Raw genomic sequence first — 16,693 nt, 5'->3', positions numbered from 1 at the left:
AAACAAAGTCGGGATAGGGCATTGCCACGACTCTAAACGGACACGGATCGACCGTAAGACTACTTCGGTAGCAAGTTGAAATGATGTGTCAAGAATCCCCGCGCGTTCACGCCGGGGAGTATGTCAACTACTCCTACCCTTCCCGGCCGGGGAACTGTAGGCCTCTCCGCCGAGATTTCTCGGCTTCCCGTTTTAGACTGAAAAAAACTTTTTTGCCCTTCGCCCCAAAACGTCCCCAATGGAGTATAATGGTTCACGCCGATCTTGCGGAGACTTAAACTCCTCAAACCACAGCGCGTTTAACTCAAGAAAATTTAATCAAAAATGTGTCGGAAGATAGAGTTTATTGATTTAAACCTGTATTATCTTGCATCTAATTCGCTTGAAACTACGAATTTCTAACGAACTTCAAGTGCTAAGTTAGGGATTTTAAGTTAGGGATTGTTCAATCTGCATCAGTCAGACTCAGATCAGACCCTTGCCTGATGAATGGTGTGAGAGAAACGGTAAGAGCAGCAGTATCTGAAGCGTTAAAAGAAACTCCCGTTAGAGCCAATAGGCTGAACAGCGAGATCAATTTTGACCAGTCACCGGACTGAGCGATCGCCAATCCTTATATCTGTCGTCAAAGCTGTCATCATCGGTTTTGTGATCCTATCGGAAGTCGTGATAAGACCAGCGCAAAGATTATTGAATACAGAGGGAAAATTGCGGTCAGATTGCCCGTAACCCAAAGTCCTTGGGTTGATGTTCTCACAAAGGCCCAAGCCATGAACTTGGCTGGATCTCTTTAAGAGCTTGTAGAACAAAAATCCCGCATTAGATCCCTGTCGCCTTCTCAAACCATCACCCAAACCTTTAGGAATCGAGGATCTAACCATTGATGGCGAACCGAATTGATGGCGAACCGAGACGGTGACAGCTTGAAGTCCCCGATTTAAACACCTAACCCCAATTATTTCTTCCCCATCCCACTGGCAACAAGGAGGTGCCATCTACCATGCAACCCATTCCACCTGCTCGGTTTATCCGCTTCTTACACGAAGAATTAGCCCTACCCAAAGACTCCATCACCATTGCTCAGAGACTCTGGGAACAAAATCCCGGTTCTTTGCCCATGATCCTCTGGCAATATGGCTTAGTCAGCCTCCAACAACTCGATCAGATTTTTGACTGGATGGATAATTCTCCCAGTGCCAATCTTCTTTAAGCTCCTTGATGATAAGATGGGAGGAAGTGACTCATCCGAGTCATGCTAACTGCGTAGCACTATACCTTTCATGGAGATCAAAGCTTTTAGCGAGCTTTTCCCCCTTTTTAATACCGCCAGCCCCGAAACCTTAGAATGGTTACTTTCAGTTGCCGTCGAACATAGCTATCCCAGAGATCGGGCTGTCTTAATGGAAGACGCTTGGGGGAATGCGGTTTACTTCATCGTTTCAGGATGGATTAAAGTACGCCGCTTATCAGGTGATAAAGCCATGACCTTGGCCGTTATGGGTCGAGGTGACTTTTTTGGCGAAATGGCTATTCTAGACGAGTCTCCCCGCTCAACGGATGTAGTGGCCTTGTCTAATGTAGAACTGTTGAGTATTTCAGCCCAGCGTTTTATCCAAACCTTATTTAAGGATCCCCAGTTACATCACCGGATGCTGCAATTAATGGTGCAGCGTCTGCGACATTTCAATATTCGCTTTTTGATGCGGAATCAACCTCCGGCCATTAAATTGGCTAAAACCTTAGTCACTTTAGCAGAGAGCTATGGGCAATCCACCAGTAAGGGGACGGAGATGTTTTTGATTCCCTATGATGATTTAGCCCAGATTTCCGATATTACCGTAGATGAAACCCGCAAAATCATTGAGAAACTAGAAAGTAAGGAGTGGGTTTTAATTGATCGCGATCGCCATAGTTTATGCCTAGTCCATCTGAAGCAATTAGCCCATCTTGCCGGACGAGTTTAGAAATCTCCTCTCAGAGCATCTACGAGCATCTATCCAAGAAGGCGCTTGAATGGCATCATATTATGAGAATCGCTTAATCTTTTGTGATGTCAGCTTAACTGAGCCAGTCATCATCTGTATTGTTAGAGGTGAAAAGCGGGAAAGCAGGAGATTGGGCGATCGCTTGTATTGGAAGAAGTACACATCTTGGAGGAGAATCATGCGTCGTTTAAGATTCCTATGGGTAGCGGCCATAACCCTAATTTTAGGGTTTCAGGTTGCCATGCAAAGTGCTATGGCGGTAAATATTTCTGAAAGCAACCGAACGGTTAAGCTCAACGAAGCTGGGGAAACCGTTACCATTACCAACCAACAATTTGAATTAGGGAAACGCGAATTTAATAATACTTGTTCCCAGTGCCATATGTCTGGCAGAACCAAAACCAACCCCAACGTAACATTAGGGCTGGGGGATTTAGAAGGGGCTTTTCCTGCTCGGGATAACCTCTTAGCGATTGTGGATTATAGCAAAAACCCGACCACCTACGACGGAGAAACCGATATCAGCGACTTGCATCCTAGCACCAGTCGTTTAGACCTCTGGCCAGAAATGCGCAATCTTACCCAAGAGGATCTAGAAAATTTAGCAGGTTATATTTTGGCTGAAATTAATATTCGTGGCGATCGCTGGGGTGCCGGAAAAGTATACGACTAATCTCACCCAAAGCCAGATCCGCTAGTTCAGATTAGACAACAGGGGCAAGGACAACACCTTGCCCCTTATTTTGATTTCCCCAACTTGTCGAGGGATGTCCATTCTAGGTCAACCCGAGAACCCCCGAAGATAGGGTAAAATCGATCACGAAACCGAACTACGACTCTTTGTAGAAGATTATGTTAAAAAAATTAGGTTTAGTGTTCTCGACCGTTTTCCTGTTGGTTGCTAGCTTGACGGTATCCGTTGCCCCGGCCATAGCTGCTACCTACACCGTCAAAATGGGAGCCGATAACGGAATGTTACAATTCGTTCCCGATACCCTGACCATTAAACCCGGTGACTCCGTGGACTTTGTGATGAACAAGCTCGCCCCCCACAACGCCGTATTCAGCAAAGGCCCTAGTGGAGCAAAATTAGACAAATTATCCCACGACAAGCTTTTATTCTCCCCCGGCGAGTCCTACACCACTGAATTTCCCGCCGACAGTCCCAAAGGGGAATATGACTACTACTGCCAACCTCACCGAGGAGCGGGCATGGTTGGAAAAATTATTGTCGAATAAGTTTAATTTCCCAAACAAGGTACAATCTGTAACGAAACCTAAATACGACACTCTGTAGAAGATCATGATTAAGAAACTAGGTTTAGTTCTCTCCACCGTTTTGTTACTGGTTGCTAGCTTTGCCGTAGCCGTTGCTCCGGCCGCCGCCGAAACCTACACGGTTAAAATGGGAGCCGATAGCGGACAGTTAAAATTTGAACCCGACAATCTAACCATCAAGGCCGGGGACACGGTGAAATTCGTGAACAATAAACTGGCTCCTCACAACGTGGTTTTTGACAAAGCGCCTGAGCTTTCTCATAAGCAACTGTTGTTCAGCCCCGGAGAATCCTTTGAAACCAAATTTGATACCGCAGGAGCCTATAGCTATTACTGCGAACCCCACAGAGGAGCGGGGATGGTGGGGAAAATCACCGTTGAATAAGTCCCATTAAACCGGACTCAATGGGGGGTTACTCTCGGTAACACCCCAATCAGAAAAGAGGGATGTTGCCGAACATCCCTCTTGTTTTTATGGGTTCAAGTGAATTGCAATCTAGGCGATCGCACCCGATAACGCTTCTTTCTTCAAAATAGCTGCCTTATCGGTTTTCTCCCAAGGAATATCGAGATCCGTCCGTCCTAAATGACCATAGGCCGCCAAATCTTGATAGAAACGCCCACCCCGTTCTGCGGGTAACTTCCGCAAATTAAAGGTCTGGATAATCCCAGCCGGACGGAGTTCAAAATGTTTCTTAACCAAACTTAATAAAATTTCCTCATCCACCTTACCCGTGCCGAAAGTTTCCACCAGGATACTCACCGGACGAGCCACCCCAATAGCGTAGCTTACTTGTACCTCGCACTTTTGGGCTAGTCCGGCGGCGACAATATTTTTCGCCACATAACGGCAAGCATAGGCCGCGGAACGGTCTACTTTCGTGGGATCTTTGCCGGAAAAGGCACCGCCCCCATGACGGGAATAGCCCCCATAGGTATCCACAATAATCTTGCGTCCTGTTAAACCCGAATCCCCTTGGGGTCCACCAATGACAAACTTTCCAGTCGGGTTCACCAAAAACTTGGTACTATCATCGGGTTTTACCGCAATATCTTCAAACACGGGCTTAACTACTACTTCCATCAAATCCCCTTTAATGTGGGCTTGAATGGCGTCATCATCAGTCAATCCGGCAACGGTTGCACTGTGTTGGGTAGAAATTAAAATAGTATCAATGCCGACGGGCTTTCCGTCTTCATAGATTACACTGACCTGAGTTTTCCCGTCAGGGCCGAGATAGGGCAGTTGTCCGGTTTTGCGCACTTGAGCTAAACGGCGGGAAATGCGGTGAGCTAAACTAATCGGTAAGGGCATTAATTCCGGGGTTTCGTCACAGGCAAACCCGAACATCAAACCTTGATCTCCTGCCCCAATTTGGTCAAGTTCATCATCACTCAAAGCAGCCCGGCGTTCTTGGGCGCTGGTGACACCTTGGGCAATATCGGGGGATTGTTCATCTAGGGCCACGAGAACCGAACAACTCTCAGCCGAGAAGCCGTTTCCGGCATCGATGTAGCCGATTTCAGCGATTTTGCGACGCACCACATCCACATAGTTAATATGGGCTTTCGAGGTGATTTCTCCGGTGACGAGAACTAAGCCTGTGTTGACAACGACTTCCGCCGCCACACGACTGCCTTCATCTTCGGTCAAAAGAGCATCTAAAATTGTGTCAGAGAGTTGATCACAAATTTTATCAGGATGCCCTTCCGTTACGGATTCTGAGGTAAATAGATAACGACGAGCCAATGTTAGTTATGTCTCCTTGTACGCGGTGCAACACGGCACAGGTTTGTGCTTAAACACTCATACTAACGCTTGTTTTGCCTATTTGGAAAAAAAGTTAAAGGAGGGCGAGGGGGAAACCAGAGGGGGCCTCCATCCCCTAAACTAGGGAGGATGGTCTTGTAGAAAGTTTGTGAAGCAACAACATCAATTTACGGCGGTCTTAATTGTACCGACTGGGATAGGTGCATCGATTGGGGGCTATGCGGGGGATGCTTTGCCTGTGGCTCGGGCAATGGCGGAGATTTGCGATCGCCTCATTACCCATCCCAATGTCCTCAACGGCGCACAACTCTACTGGTCTAGCCCTCATCTTTTCTATGTGGAAGGCTACGGTTTAGATCAATTTGCCCAAGGTCATTGGGGCCTACAACCGATTCATCAGAACCGCGTGGGTTTAATTTTAGATTCAGGCATTGAACCGGACTTACAATTGCGCCATATTCAAGCCGCAGAGGCGACTAAAGCCACCCTAGGCCTGCCCGTGACCGATTATATCCTCACCGATGCCCCCCTAGGTGTAGAACTGCGCACAGCCCCTTCTGGAGCGAGTTGGGGAACCCTTGCCCGTCCCGACAGTCTCCTGCGGGCAGCGGAACAGTTAATCCGGCAAAGTCGAGTGAATGCGATCGCCGTTGTAGCCCGTTTTCCCGACGACCTAGAAAGCTCCGCCCTGCAAAACTACCGCCACGGATCAGGAGTAGATCCCCTCGCCGGGGCCGAAGCCGTGATTTCCCATCTCCTTGTTCGCCAGTTTAAAATCCCCTGCGCCCACGCCCCAGCCCTCTCCCCCCTCCCCCTCGACCCCCAACTGTCCCCCCGGGCGGCCGCCGAGGAATTGGGCTATACCTTCCTGCCCTGTGTGCTGGTAGGACTCGCCCGCGCCCCCCAATTCGTCACCCTAGGTCAAAACAGAACCCTCGAACAAATTTGGGCCGATCACGTCGATGCTATCGTGGTTCCAGCCAATGCTTGCGGGGGGAGTGCAACCCTCGCCTTGAGCCATACTCTAGTGATTGCGGTGGGGGATAATGAGACTCGGATGCAAGTCCCCCCAGAACCGTTGGGGATTAAGGCCATTCGGGTCAACTCCTATCTGGAAGCCTTGGGGGTGTTAGCTTGTCACCGAGCAGGGATTGCTCCCACAGCCCTATCTGCCCTGAATGATAAATTATTAAAACTTCACCACTTCTCCTAAAAACTTGTGAATCACACTCAACAACCCGACCTAGAACCGTTAACTCGTACCCAAGTCCTTGTGGCAATGGGGGTGACAGCCCTGATTTTGCTGGTGGTATCCCGGATTTGGCAGTATTTAGGCAATGTGTCCCTGATGCCACTTCGATTCAATGGGAGCAGTTTGGTCTTGGGATTGGGGATAGCACTAGGGATTAGCTTCACCAGTAGCCTGATTTACCGCTTCTGGGAGCCTTATCGCCGCAGTGCTAACTTTTACCTTCAGTTAGTCCTTAAACCCCTCGTCTGGCCCGATTTGATTTGGTTAGGACTCCTGCCGGGATTGAGTGAAGAGTTACTCTTTCGCGGGGTGATGTTGCCTGCTTTCGGGGGGACTTGGCTGGCTGTGGTGATCTCTAGTCTACTGTTTGGTGTCTTGCATATGAGTACGCTACAACAGTGGCCTTATATGATTTGGGCTACTGTAATCGGCTGTGTGTTGGGGTACAGTGCGATCGCCACTCAAAACCTACTCGTGCCGATTGTAGCCCATATTATCACCAATTTCCTCTCCGGTTTTTTATGGAAATTTACCCATCCTTCCGGTGTTGGAGAGAGCAATTAGAGCTGGCTGAAAAAGTCCGGGAGTCGGGAATCGGGAGCAGGGGAGAAGGGGAACAATTATCAATTATCGATTCCCTATTCCCTATTCCCTTGTTGAGTCTAGGGTTGGGCTTTTTCAGCAAGCCCAACCCTAGACTCGATAGGTCATTTTACCTGAATAAATGATTAACTTCGCCCTATAGTTGTCCTTGAACTGTCGTTTTGCCTTTTGCACATCTGTAGAACTTAAAGGGCATCTTGTACAAGAAATAATGCAAAATATTTCACGAGATCGAATCGAAAAACATTTTTGTTTTATGTAATTGATGCTATCAATTAGCTGAGTCATTGCTTTTGCTACATCATTTCCTTTAAGCTCAATAAATATTAAGCGACCATCAGGTATAACAATTAATTTATCACAACGCCCCCCTTTTATTGTCTTTGAAATAACACAATCTTCAATTTGAATTATCTTTAGAAGTTGGCGAGTAGGATTATTCAAAATAACTTTACTTTTCTTATTTTTAGATTTTTTATCAACAATGGTTATTATAGGATCATTGTTTTCTTCTGTACATTCTGGAAATTCCATAAACTACTATATTTCTAGCAAATCATCAAATTCAATCGCCAAATTCTGAGATACAGAATCAATGATTTCAGCCTCAATTAATCCTGTCTCTGAAGAAATTATACTATGACAAGTCCCATTGGATAAACTATAAACAGCCAGGTCATCAGTATTCAAAAAACGAGAATCTGGCACAATTTTTACGATTCGTTTTAACTGATCCTTATGGGCAGATTTAGCTAGCATACCTGCTTGAAGTAGATTATTAAATGAAGTCAAAATATAAGGACTATGTGTAGTTATAAAAAATTGTATTCTGTCTTTTCTAAGATTATAAATTGTTGCCATTAAATCTACTATGTCCTTCTGTGCCGTTGGAAATAAATGAGCTTCTGGCTCTTCAATATAAGTTGACTGACCCGTTAAACCACGACCGAAAAAGGGAATACTTTCTAAAATTAGCGTCAATGGTAAAGCTTCTTGTTGTCCAGAAGAACAGTTCGATAATAGAACTTGACGACCATCACTCATCTTTAAATAATCTTTCCCATCATGACTCAAATAGTTTCCTACCAATATCTTATTTTTCAGATATTCTACTTCTGAAAAATAAGTAGGGCTTTCGGATTTAATTCTATTCATCCTAACAGAATTTTTTACCATATCATAATAATTTCCAAAATCTACCAAAAAAGGATCAATGGTATTATTTTCTGATAGAAAACTAAAAATATTGTTTTGCAAATGTGCGAAAAATGATCTTCCGGCAGGAATAAATAACTGAGAAAATGAAGTTTCTTTGCCAAACTGTTTAGACACTTCCTCCAAAAACGATTTATGCGATTCAATTATTAAATCTAACCGAGAAAATATTTTATTGGGATTTTCTTGCTGATTAATGGTTTCTTTTATTCGTTTTGATATTCTTCTGATCTTATTAAAACTTTTTGTGTAAAAATCAGAGTAATCAATAATCAGATTCGATTTGTTTGATTTTTTTTTGTCTGTTTTTATTTCTATATATTCTACTCCTATGGAATACCTAATAAAAAAGTTACCCTTGCCCCAACAATCATGGGGGAAGCACTCTTGAAATTTGTTTTTTAATTCTAGATCTAATTCTCGCTTTGTTTTGAGTTTAATTCCTTGATTAAAAAACTCCTCAATAAAAGCTTTACAGTAGAATAATATTTTCGCAACAACACTCTTGCCACTGGCTTGTGGACCAATGAAAATATTGATTTTTTTGACATCAATATTTATGTGTTTTAATCCGGCAAAATTTTCTATGAACAGTTTTTCATCTGTCATTTTTTAGAAAAAAGTTAATTTTAAAGTTAGTCTATAAAGTACCCAAAACCAATCCTACTATGAAACTAAAATTTCGTCAAGCTGTAGAGATATAGCGAACCTATCTGAGTCGTGCAAAAAAGGCTCGCCTGGAATCGACATAGGACAATAGCCCAGAGTTCACATCTCATTAGGACTAGCTATATCTCCCCTTCATCACAACTTCAATAAAATCTCTGAATATCAGATTTCCCCAACGGTTAGCCCTTGATAATTGATAATTAATTCACCCATTCCTACAATGCAGGAATGGCTTGGGGTGTAAAAATCATTACCCCCACCCCCTCATCGGTTTTAAAAGAAATTCTTAACTCCCGTTGATCAGTAATTGCGTAACTTTCTGCCCCCTCCAATGCCCTCAAATAAGCGGTTTCCTGCTGCATAATATCTATAGAACAAGCCTTACGAGTGGAAGCCACCGGACTCACAGTTAAACGGTTATTCTCCTCCCGATAACTGGTATTATACTGATTACAACTCCCCGAACCTGTAATCTTATTTCGCGTAAAATTAGCGGTAATTTCTGTCCGATTCAACGGTCTTTTAAGTTCCGTTGGCGTTCCCCACAAAATTAAACGCCAAGTCGTCCCCGGCAAAGAAATATCTGGAACAGAAGGAGAAGGTTCTAGTATTTGCTCTTCATTTACCTCTTCACCCGTAGGTTCTTCTGCTCCTCCTCTCAACTCGACTATATTTAACGTTAAACCTACGCCAATTAAAATGAGCGAGAATCCTAAAAAAATCTTAAATCTATTCATGGAACCTCCTACAAAAACACTAAAAATGGTTGATCTTTAAAAAACAATCCTCTCGTTCATTGTGACTGTTAAAGTAAAGAACTGTTACGTTTAAACCCAGTTTGATGAGACAGAACCCAAAAATGGTAACATAGGCACTTAAAGCTAGGGGTGCTTGGAATGCGACAAGCTGAGAAATACCCTTAGAACCTGAGACTGGTTAGCACCAGCGTAGGGAAGCTCTCTCTGAAAGGACATTCAAATATATGCGTAAAGAATGGGTTGCTAAACGGCACAGTCAGGGTAACGTGACACAGATGCACTATGCCCGTCAAGGGGTTGTGACCGAAGAAATGCACTATGTCGCCCAACGGGAAAACCTGCCTGTGGATTTAATTCGGGAAGAGGTGGCAAGAGGTCGGATGATTATTCCGGCGAATATTAACCACACAAATCTTGAACCGATGTGTATTGGCATTGCTTCTAAGTGTAAAGTTAATGCCAATATTGGGGCTTCTCCGAACTCTTCTAATCTAGAGGAAGAAGTGGCTAAACTCAACCTAGCGGTCAAGTATGGGGCTGATACGGTGATGGATTTATCCACCGGAGGGGGGGATTTAGATGCCATTCGCCGGGCGATTATTAATGCGTCTCCGGTACCGATTGGCACCGTGCCGATTTACCAAGCTTTGGAAAGTGTGCATGGGAAGATTGAAAACCTCACCCCGGACGATTTTCTGCACATTATCGACAAACACGCTCAACAGGGCGTAGATTACATGACCATCCACGCAGGGATTTTGATTGAATATCTGCCGTTGGTCAAAAACCGGATTACGGGGATTGTGTCTCGGGGGGGTGGAATTATTGCCCGTTGGATGCTGCATCACCACAAGCAGAATCCTTTGTATACTCACTTTGATGACATCATTGAAATTTTCAAAAAACATGATGTGTCTTTTAGTTTAGGGGATTCTCTCCGGCCCGGTTGTGTCCATGATGCCTCGGATGAAGCCCAGTTAGCGGAACTCAAAACCCTTGGACAACTCACTCGGCGGGCCTGGGAACATGATGTACAGGTGATGGTAGAGGGGCCGGGTCATGTGCCGATGGACCAAATTGAGTTCAATGTGAAAAAACAGATGGAGGAGTGTTCTGAGGCCCCTTTCTATGTTCTCGGTCCTTTGGTGACGGATATCGCGCCGGGCTATGATCATATTACGTCGGCTATTGGGGCGGCGATGGCGGGCTGGTATGGAACGGCGATGTTGTGTTATGTCACGCCGAAGGAGCATTTAGGGCTACCGGATGCGGAGGATGTGCGCAATGGCTTAATTGCTTATAAAATTGCGGCACACGCGGCAGATATAGCTCGGCAGCGTCCGGGAGCGCGGAAGCGGGATGATGAGCTTTCGGCGGCTCGTTATAATTTTGACTGGAACCGTCAGTTTGAGTTGTCCTTAGACCCAGACCGGGCGCGGGAGTATCATGATGAAACGCTTCCGGCGGATATTTACAAGACGGCGGAATTTTGTTCGATGTGTGGGCCGAAGTTCTGTCCGATGCAGACGAAAGTGGATGCGGATGCGTTGACGGAGTTAGAGAAGTTCTTAGCGAGGGAACAGGAAACGGTGGCTCAACGGTAGTCTGTACTCAATTATTAATTATCAATTATCAATTCAAACAGTGAACTACCCCACCCTGCCGTTGGCGAGGATGGGGGTTCCTGATTCAACGGGAACTGCATCTAACAAAGAGGAAGGGGAATTCCGCAACATTTTGTTAAACGGTAGTCAATCGGTAATCTCGAAATATCTGGATTACATGGTCAAGCTGTTCTGGTGTTGGTGGTTGGGTATCACCCAAAACATAGGGCAAACCCATCTGCTGCCATTTATATTCCCCCATCTTGTGAAATGGTAGGATTTCTACCTTTTCAACATTCCCTAGACTGCTGACAAACTTAGCTAAACTCACCACGTTTTCTTCAATATCTGTTAGTCCGGGGACTAATACAAATCGAACCCAGGTAGGTTTGCCGATTTTAGCTAAATAACGGGCAAATTTTAGGGTTGGTTCAATTGAGACACTCGTCACTTTGCGAAATAAATCTGGATGATAAGACTTGATGTCTAACAGAACTAAATCGGTGTTCTTCAACACTGGTTCGGCTAATTCTGGAGCAATGTAACCTGATGTGTCTAGGGCGGTGTGTAAGTCTATCTGGTGGCAACGTTCAAAAATTTCAGCGACAAATCCCGGTTGCATGAGTGGTTCTCCTCCGCTAATGGTGACTCCACCATTACGGAGGTAATTTTTAGTCTGCTTAATCCGGGCCATAATCTCATCCACTGTGGTTACAGTTGCGTCGTCATTGATTGTTTGACAGTCGGGGTTATGGCAATAAAGGCAGCGCAAGGGACAGCCTTGGGTAAAGATCACAAAGCGAATGCCAGGGCCGTCAACGGTGCCACAGGTTTCAATGGAGTGGATGCGACCTACTTGAACGGGGGCGGGGGGGGTGCGATCGCGCATAGATAGGGCTTGCTGAATAACTTCGGAAGTCGGGAATCCGGGGATTTGCGGGAGTCGGGAGTCGGAAATAATTGTCAATTGTCAATTATTAATTATTTAGTTATCAATTCCCACATTTTACGGATTACTGTTTCTTGGACACAAATCAGAATTTTTTAGCCCCCCTCACTCTAGGGGTGAGAGGGGCTAGCAAAATTAGCAACGCTCGTGGAAAGTACGATTAATCACATCAAGTTGCTGTTCGCGGGTGAGTTTAATGAAGTTAACGGCATAGCCTGAAACCCGGATGGTAAGCTGCGGGTACACTTCGGGGTGTTCCATGGCATCAATCAGCGTCTCGCGGTTGAAGACGTTAACGTTGAGATGGAAGCCCCCATCCCGTCCATAGCCGTCAAGCAGGGCGACTAGGTTGCTAATGCGATCGCCTTCAGTTTTGCCCAGCGCTCCCGGCACAATAGAGAAGGTATTCGAGATGCCGTCCTGAGCATCCGCGTAGGGGAGCTTGGCCACTGAAGCCAACGAGGCCACCGCGCCGTTAGTATCACGGCCGTGCATGGGATTGGCCCCCGGGGCAAAGGGTTCACCATCCCGCCGACCGTCTGGTGTGTTGCCAGTCTTTTTGCCGTAGACCACGTTGGAGGTAATGGTAAGGATGGATTGGGTGGGGATAGCGTCGCGGTAGGTCTTGTGCTTACGGAGTTCGGCCATGAAGGTTTGTAGCACCTGGACGGCTAGGGTGTCGGCGCGATCGTCGTTGTTGCCGTACTTGGGAAAGTCGCCTTCAATGATGTAATCTACGGCAAGACCCCGATCATCCCGAACCACGCGCACGTTAGCATACTTGATGGCTGCAAGACTGTCAGCCACGACCGACAAGCCCGCCATACCGTAAGCCATGGTGCGCACTACATCGCGATCATGCAGTGCCATCTCCAAGCGCTCATAGCAATACTTGTCGTGCATATAGTGGATCACGTTCATGGTATTGGCGTAGGTTTTGGCCAACCAAGCCATCATTTGCCGCATACGAGGCCAGACCTCAGCGTAGTCCAGTGTGTCGCCTGTGATGGGAGCATAGGCTGGGGCAATCTGTAGTCCAGAATGTTCGTCCACACCGCCGTTGATGGCGTAGAGCAGGCACTTAGCCATATTTACCCGCGCCCCGAAAAACTGCATTTGCTTACCGATGGGCATCGCTGATACACAGCAAGCCATGCCGTAATCGTCTCCCCAGTAAGGCCGCATGAGGTCATCGTTTTCGTACTGAATCGAACTGGTTTGGATCGAGACTTGCGCGCAGTAGCGTTTGAAGGCTTCAGGCAGTTGCTCAGACCACAGCACGGTTAAGTTAGGTTCTGGGGCTGGACCAAGGTTGATCAGTGTGTGCAGAATGCGAAAACTGGTTTTGGTGACGAGGGGGCGGCCGTCTACCCCTACACCGCCGATGCACTCTGTTACCCAGGTGGGATCGCCGCTAAATAGCTGGTTGTAGTCGGGAGTCCGCAGAAACCGCACCATCCGCAGTTTCATGACGAAGTGATCGATGAATTCTTGGGCTTCGGACTCGGTGATCAGACCAGCCTCGATGTCACGCTCGATGTAGATGTCTAGGAAGGTGGAGACTCGCCCCAAGGACATGGCTGCGCCGTTTTGCTCTTTGATGGCGGCTAAGTAGCCGAAGTAGAGCCACTGGATGGCTTCTTGGGCAGTGGCGGCGGGACGACCTAAATCGAAACCGTAGGCACTGCCGAGTTCTTTCAGTTCGTTCAGGGCTTTGATCTGCTCGGAAATTTCTTCCCGGAGGCGAATGGTTGCTTCATCGAGGCTGTCTAGTTCTAGGCTCTTTTTTTGATTCTGTTTATCAGCGATGAGGCGATCGCACCCGTAGAGTGCCAACCGTCGATAGTCACCAATAATTCGCCCCCGTCCATAGGCATCGGGCAGTCCCGTGATGATCCCTGACTTGCGGCAACGACGCATTTCGTCGGTGTAGGCATCAAAAACCCCGTCATTGTGGGTTTTACGATGGCGGGTGAAAATGTCTTTGGTGGCAGGGTCTAGCTCATACCCGTAGGCGTTCAAGGAGCTTTCGACGGTACGAATCCCCCCCAAGGGCATGATCGCCCGTTTTAAGGGCTGATCTGTTTGTACACCAACAATCTGCTCTAAGTTGGAATCAATATAACCGGGGGCATGGCTGGTGATCCCTGATGGCACTGATGTATCAACATCGAGTACGCCTTTTTCCCGCTCAAGGGCCATCAAGTCTTTTACTTTGTGCCATAAAGCAGTAGTACGTTTTGTTGCTGGTGCGAGAAAGCTGCCGTCACCAAGATACGGAAGATAATTTGACTGAATGAAGCTACGCACGTCGATCACCCTTTCCCAAGCTCCAGAGGCGAAGGAGTGAGAGATGGGCTGGATGTTAGTGTTGGACAGGTTTTGTGGGGATGGCAATGATAGACTTTCAACCGTCATGAGCAAGTCTCCTAGCGTAGGGTAAAAGGTAAATACAGCAAACAAAATCAAAAATAACGTCTAACCCAATTGGTCTAACTCAATTATTGCAATCTAATTATTGCAATCTAATTATTGCAATCTAATTATTGCAATCTAATTATTGCAATCTAATTATTGCAATCTAATTACTGCAATCTAATTATTGCAATCTAATTATTGCAATCTAATTATTGCAACTCGATTGCTCTAACTCAATTATTGCAGATCAATTGGTCTAACTCAATTGGTGGAATTTGCCTCTCTGCAATTTAACTTCACTATCATCTTAGTACCTTTTTGTCCGTGAAAATTGGGAGAGAAAGGATCTTAAGAATAATTTCAGATTAGCCCTCTTTTATCAGTGTGGTGATGGAAGCAAAATCTTGAAGTTCTTTCTGAATAGGGTATTGAGGGGTTCTAAACCTATAAAAACGCCAAATCCCCCCCCTCCCCTTGCGGCTGCCCGTTAGAATCCGTCAAAAACGGGGTAATAGTTGGGGTAATAATGGGCCGGGGATTTGGGATAAGGCCCGATTTTGTCCCTGAATTCCTCCGTACTGATAAAAAGCTTGTACGGTGCGGACAATGTAGTTAAAGGCGGTTTGATAAATTTCCGAATCTGGGGGAACAGATGTTAGGGCTTGTAAATAGGCTTGTAAGGAGGCTTCTAAGTATTCTAGTTTGATGTCGGTGGGTAATAAGAAACTGTCGGTGGTGGCGATTTGATAATGAACTAGACCGAGGTTATTGTAAGTAGCGAGACAGTCGAAGTTAACGGGGATGGGGGGGTCTTGATGGCTCAGTTGTTGGGCGAGTTGGGTGGCGATGCCGTAGGCGGCGGCGGCGCGTTCAAGGTAGTCTTGTTTGCTCTGGGTGGAGAAGTTTTCTACGGTGCTAAGGTGCCAGTAGGCGGTGCCGAGGTTGTTCTGGGTGGCGGCACAGGCGGCTGGGGCGTTTTTGGCGGTGCGATAGCGTAAACTGCGCTCGTAGGCGATGACGGCTTTTTTCAGGGAGTTGATGCTGTCTTCGTATTGGGAGAGGTTCCAGTAGGCGGTGCCGAGGTTATTTTGAATCATGGCCCAAGGCTGAAAGTCTTGGCTGGGGTCGTAGTATTGGCTGGCTTCGGTGTAGGCGGCGATCGCAGCGCGCAAATTTTCGACGGGATTATGTTGTTGGGCTAGATGCCAGTAGGCGGTGCCGAGGTTGTTCTGGGTGGATCCGTATTTGGTGGGATTACTGTCAGGGGTGCGATATTTTAGGGCTTCTTCGTAGGCCGCAATGGATAGCTGCATATTTTCTACAAAGTCCCGATAGCGGGCTAAATCCCCGTAGGCAGCTCCGAGATTGTTGTGAATCATGCCGTAGGTGGCGGCGAGGTTTTGGGGGTCTACAATGTGTAGGAGGGCGTTCTGATAACACATTAAGGCATCTTCTAGGTCGGGAAAGGCCTGTTCTGGACTGTCGGGACGGCGCGATCGCATCCAGTAAAAATTGCCCAAATCATTCAAGACTTCGGCCGCTAAAGGCAGGGTGGGATGACAGTCTAAGGCGCCTTGGTAGGCCTGAATGGCTTGGGTGAGAATGTCTCGGGATGGGTCGCCTTGGGCAATGCGATCGCGGTACTGTTGCCCTAACTGTAGAAACCCTTGGGCAATACTTTCTAGGGAGTAGGAGGCTTTGAGTTGTTCGAGTTCCTCTGGACTGGGTAAGGAAAACAGCAGGGGGATAGGTTCTGAGGGGGGAGATTCTGGGGTGTCGGTTGTTGGTTCGTTTTGGGCATCTAAGGGAGTCTCCGGGTCTGTTGTTTCTATCGGAGGTTCTAAAACCCTTTCCTCGCTCTCTTGGAGGTCTATCGGGGCATCTAAGGGAGTCTCCGGGTCTGTTGTTTCTATCGGAGGTTCTAAAACCGTTTCCTCGCTCTCTTGGGGGTCTGTCGGGGTATCTAAAGCGGCCTCAGTGTCGTCCTGTAGCTCTCCAGAAACGGTTAAGGGGGTGGTTTGATCTTCCAGACCATCGGTAGCCCTCTCAAGGCTCTCCCGATGGTCTGGAAGATCATAGGAGAGAGGTTCACGGTTATCCTCTGACTCTACAGCATCACTATCCGAGGCAGCCTCATCTAATCCCGGAGGGGGTTCTACTCTTGGGGGGGAAGTTGGAGGGGTTGCCCATT

General features: G+C 46.8%; 15 protein-coding genes and 1 riboswitch. Of the genes, 8 read left to right on the top strand and 7 right to left on the bottom strand.

The window, feature by feature from the left end; genetic code table 11:
• Positions 1 to 1,000 precede the first annotated feature (1,000 nt).
• The 5 genes from K4A83_RS18125 to petE (K4A83_RS18105) all read left to right on the top strand — a co-directional run bounded on the left by K4A83_RS18125 (position 1,001) and on the right by petE (K4A83_RS18105) (position 3,648).
• On the top strand, positions 1,001 to 1,210 hold the full coding sequence (locus K4A83_RS18125; protein WP_265266070.1) for a DUF2949 domain-containing protein: 210 nt from the start codon (positions 1,001 to 1,003) through the stop codon (positions 1,208 to 1,210).
• Positions 1,211 to 1,280: 70 nt separating this feature from the next.
• Positions 1,281 to 1,964 carry a Crp/Fnr family transcriptional regulator gene (locus K4A83_RS18120; protein WP_265266069.1) on the top strand — a complete coding sequence of 228 codons (684 nt, stop codon included), beginning with the start codon at positions 1,281 to 1,283 and terminating at the stop codon, positions 1,962 to 1,964.
• A 199-nt stretch (positions 1,965 to 2,163) separates the two neighbouring features.
• Positions 2,164 to 2,658, top strand: coding sequence for a photosystem II cytochrome c-550 (psbV, locus tag K4A83_RS18115; RefSeq protein WP_265266068.1), 495 nt, complete (start codon positions 2,164 to 2,166; stop codon positions 2,656 to 2,658).
• Between the two features lie 179 nt (positions 2,659 to 2,837).
• The gene (petE, locus tag K4A83_RS18110; RefSeq protein ID WP_265266067.1) at positions 2,838 to 3,224 is read left to right on the top strand and encodes a plastocyanin; all 387 of its coding nucleotides are present in this window, start codon (positions 2,838 to 2,840) and stop codon (positions 3,222 to 3,224) included.
• A gap of 64 nt (positions 3,225 to 3,288) precedes the next feature.
• Positions 3,289 to 3,648 carry a plastocyanin gene (gene petE / locus K4A83_RS18105; RefSeq protein ID WP_265266066.1) on the top strand — a complete coding sequence of 120 codons (360 nt, stop codon included), beginning with the start codon at positions 3,289 to 3,291 and terminating at the stop codon, positions 3,646 to 3,648.
• Positions 3,649 to 3,759: 111 nt separating this feature from the next.
• On the opposite strand, the gene metK is transcribed toward petE (K4A83_RS18105), so the two are convergent.
• Complete coding sequence (gene metK, locus K4A83_RS18100) at positions 3,760 to 5,013, bottom strand: methionine adenosyltransferase (RefSeq protein ID WP_265266065.1); 1,254 nt, start codon at positions 5,011 to 5,013, stop codon at positions 3,760 to 3,762.
• A 169-nt stretch (positions 5,014 to 5,182) separates the two neighbouring features.
• Here metK and K4A83_RS18095 point away from each other — a divergent pair, with 169 nt between their 5' ends.
• Positions 5,183 to 6,247: a DUF3326 domain-containing protein gene (locus K4A83_RS18095; protein ID WP_265266064.1), complete on the top strand. Its 1,065-nt coding sequence runs from the start codon at positions 5,183 to 5,185 to the stop codon at positions 6,245 to 6,247.
• A gap of 66 nt (positions 6,248 to 6,313) precedes the next feature.
• Positions 6,314 to 6,850 carry a CPBP family intramembrane glutamic endopeptidase gene (locus K4A83_RS18090; protein ID WP_407810116.1) on the top strand — a complete coding sequence of 179 codons (537 nt, stop codon included), beginning with the start codon at positions 6,314 to 6,316 and terminating at the stop codon, positions 6,848 to 6,850.
• Positions 6,851 to 6,979: 129 nt separating this feature from the next.
• On the opposite strand, the gene K4A83_RS18085 is transcribed toward K4A83_RS18090, so the two are convergent.
• The 3 genes from K4A83_RS18085 to K4A83_RS18075 form a co-directional block, all read right to left on the bottom strand.
• Entirely contained in the window at positions 6,980 to 7,423 is a 444-nt protein-coding gene (locus K4A83_RS18085) for a hypothetical protein (protein ID WP_265266062.1), read from the bottom strand.
• Positions 7,424 to 7,429: 6 nt separating this feature from the next.
• Positions 7,430 to 8,713, bottom strand: a complete 1,284-nt coding sequence (locus K4A83_RS18080) for an AAA family ATPase (protein WP_265266061.1) — start codon at positions 8,711 to 8,713, stop codon at positions 7,430 to 7,432.
• 275 nt (positions 8,714 to 8,988) lie between these two features.
• Complete coding sequence (locus K4A83_RS18075) at positions 8,989 to 9,510, bottom strand: META domain-containing protein (protein ID WP_265266060.1); 522 nt, start codon at positions 9,508 to 9,510, stop codon at positions 8,989 to 8,991.
• Positions 9,511 to 9,646: 136 nt separating this feature from the next.
• Positions 9,647 to 9,744, top strand: a riboswitch (TPP riboswitch).
• Between the two features lie 11 nt (positions 9,745 to 9,755).
• On the opposite strand from K4A83_RS18075, the gene thiC reads away from it, so the two are divergent.
• Positions 9,756 to 11,135 carry a phosphomethylpyrimidine synthase gene (gene thiC, locus K4A83_RS18070; RefSeq protein ID WP_265266059.1) on the top strand — a complete coding sequence of 460 codons (1,380 nt, stop codon included), beginning with the start codon at positions 9,756 to 9,758 and terminating at the stop codon, positions 11,133 to 11,135.
• A 136-nt stretch (positions 11,136 to 11,271) separates the two neighbouring features.
• Here the strand turns inward: thiC and pflA are convergent, their stop codons facing one another.
• From pflA to K4A83_RS18055, 3 genes are all read right to left on the bottom strand, one after another.
• Complete coding sequence (gene pflA / locus K4A83_RS18065) at positions 11,272 to 12,024, bottom strand: pyruvate formate-lyase-activating protein (RefSeq protein WP_407810115.1); 753 nt, start codon at positions 12,022 to 12,024, stop codon at positions 11,272 to 11,274.
• A 195-nt stretch (positions 12,025 to 12,219) separates the two neighbouring features.
• Positions 12,220 to 14,508, bottom strand: coding sequence for a formate C-acetyltransferase (gene pflB, locus K4A83_RS18060; RefSeq protein ID WP_407810113.1), 2,289 nt, complete (start codon positions 14,506 to 14,508; stop codon positions 12,220 to 12,222).
• A gap of 491 nt (positions 14,509 to 14,999) precedes the next feature.
• Positions 15,000 to 16,693: tetratricopeptide repeat protein (locus tag K4A83_RS18055; RefSeq protein ID WP_265266055.1), on the bottom strand; the 1,694-nt coding region annotated here is incomplete at its 5' end.

Origin of the sequence: Spirulina subsalsa FACHB-351, from assembly GCF_026130165.1 — a bacterium.
GTDB lineage: Bacteria > Cyanobacteriota > Cyanobacteriia > Cyanobacteriales > Spirulinaceae > Spirulina_A > Spirulina_A subsalsa_A.
This window is presented reverse-complemented; position numbering and strand designations above follow the sequence as displayed.

Excerpts from the sequence above, each read along its gene's own strand:
- K4A83_RS18125 (WP_265266070.1), top strand. The coding sequence starts at position 1,001 with ATGCAACCCATTCCACCTGCTCGGTTTATCCGCTTCTTACACGAAGAA.
- K4A83_RS18120 (WP_265266069.1), top strand. The coding sequence starts at position 1,281 with ATGGAGATCAAAGCTTTTAGCGAGCTTTTCCCCCTTTTTAATACCGCC.
- psbV (WP_265266068.1), top strand. The coding sequence starts at position 2,164 with ATGCGTCGTTTAAGATTCCTATGGGTAGCGGCCATAACCCTAATTTTA.
- petE (WP_265266067.1), top strand. The coding sequence starts at position 2,838 with ATGTTAAAAAAATTAGGTTTAGTGTTCTCGACCGTTTTCCTGTTGGTT.
- petE (WP_265266066.1), top strand. The coding sequence starts at position 3,289 with ATGATTAAGAAACTAGGTTTAGTTCTCTCCACCGTTTTGTTACTGGTT.
- K4A83_RS18090 (WP_407810116.1), top strand. The coding sequence starts at position 6,314 with ATGGGGGTGACAGCCCTGATTTTGCTGGTGGTATCCCGGATTTGGCAG.
- K4A83_RS18085 (WP_265266062.1), bottom strand. The coding sequence starts at position 7,423 with ATGGAATTTCCAGAATGTACAGAAGAAAACAATGATCCTATAATAACC.
- K4A83_RS18080 (WP_265266061.1), bottom strand. The coding sequence starts at position 8,713 with ATGACAGATGAAAAACTGTTCATAGAAAATTTTGCCGGATTAAAACAC.
- K4A83_RS18075 (WP_265266060.1), bottom strand. The coding sequence starts at position 9,510 with ATGAATAGATTTAAGATTTTTTTAGGATTCTCGCTCATTTTAATTGGC.
- thiC (WP_265266059.1), top strand. The coding sequence starts at position 9,756 with ATGCGTAAAGAATGGGTTGCTAAACGGCACAGTCAGGGTAACGTGACA.
- pflA (WP_407810115.1), bottom strand. The coding sequence starts at position 12,024 with ATGCGCGATCGCACCCCCCCCGCCCCCGTTCAAGTAGGTCGCATCCAC.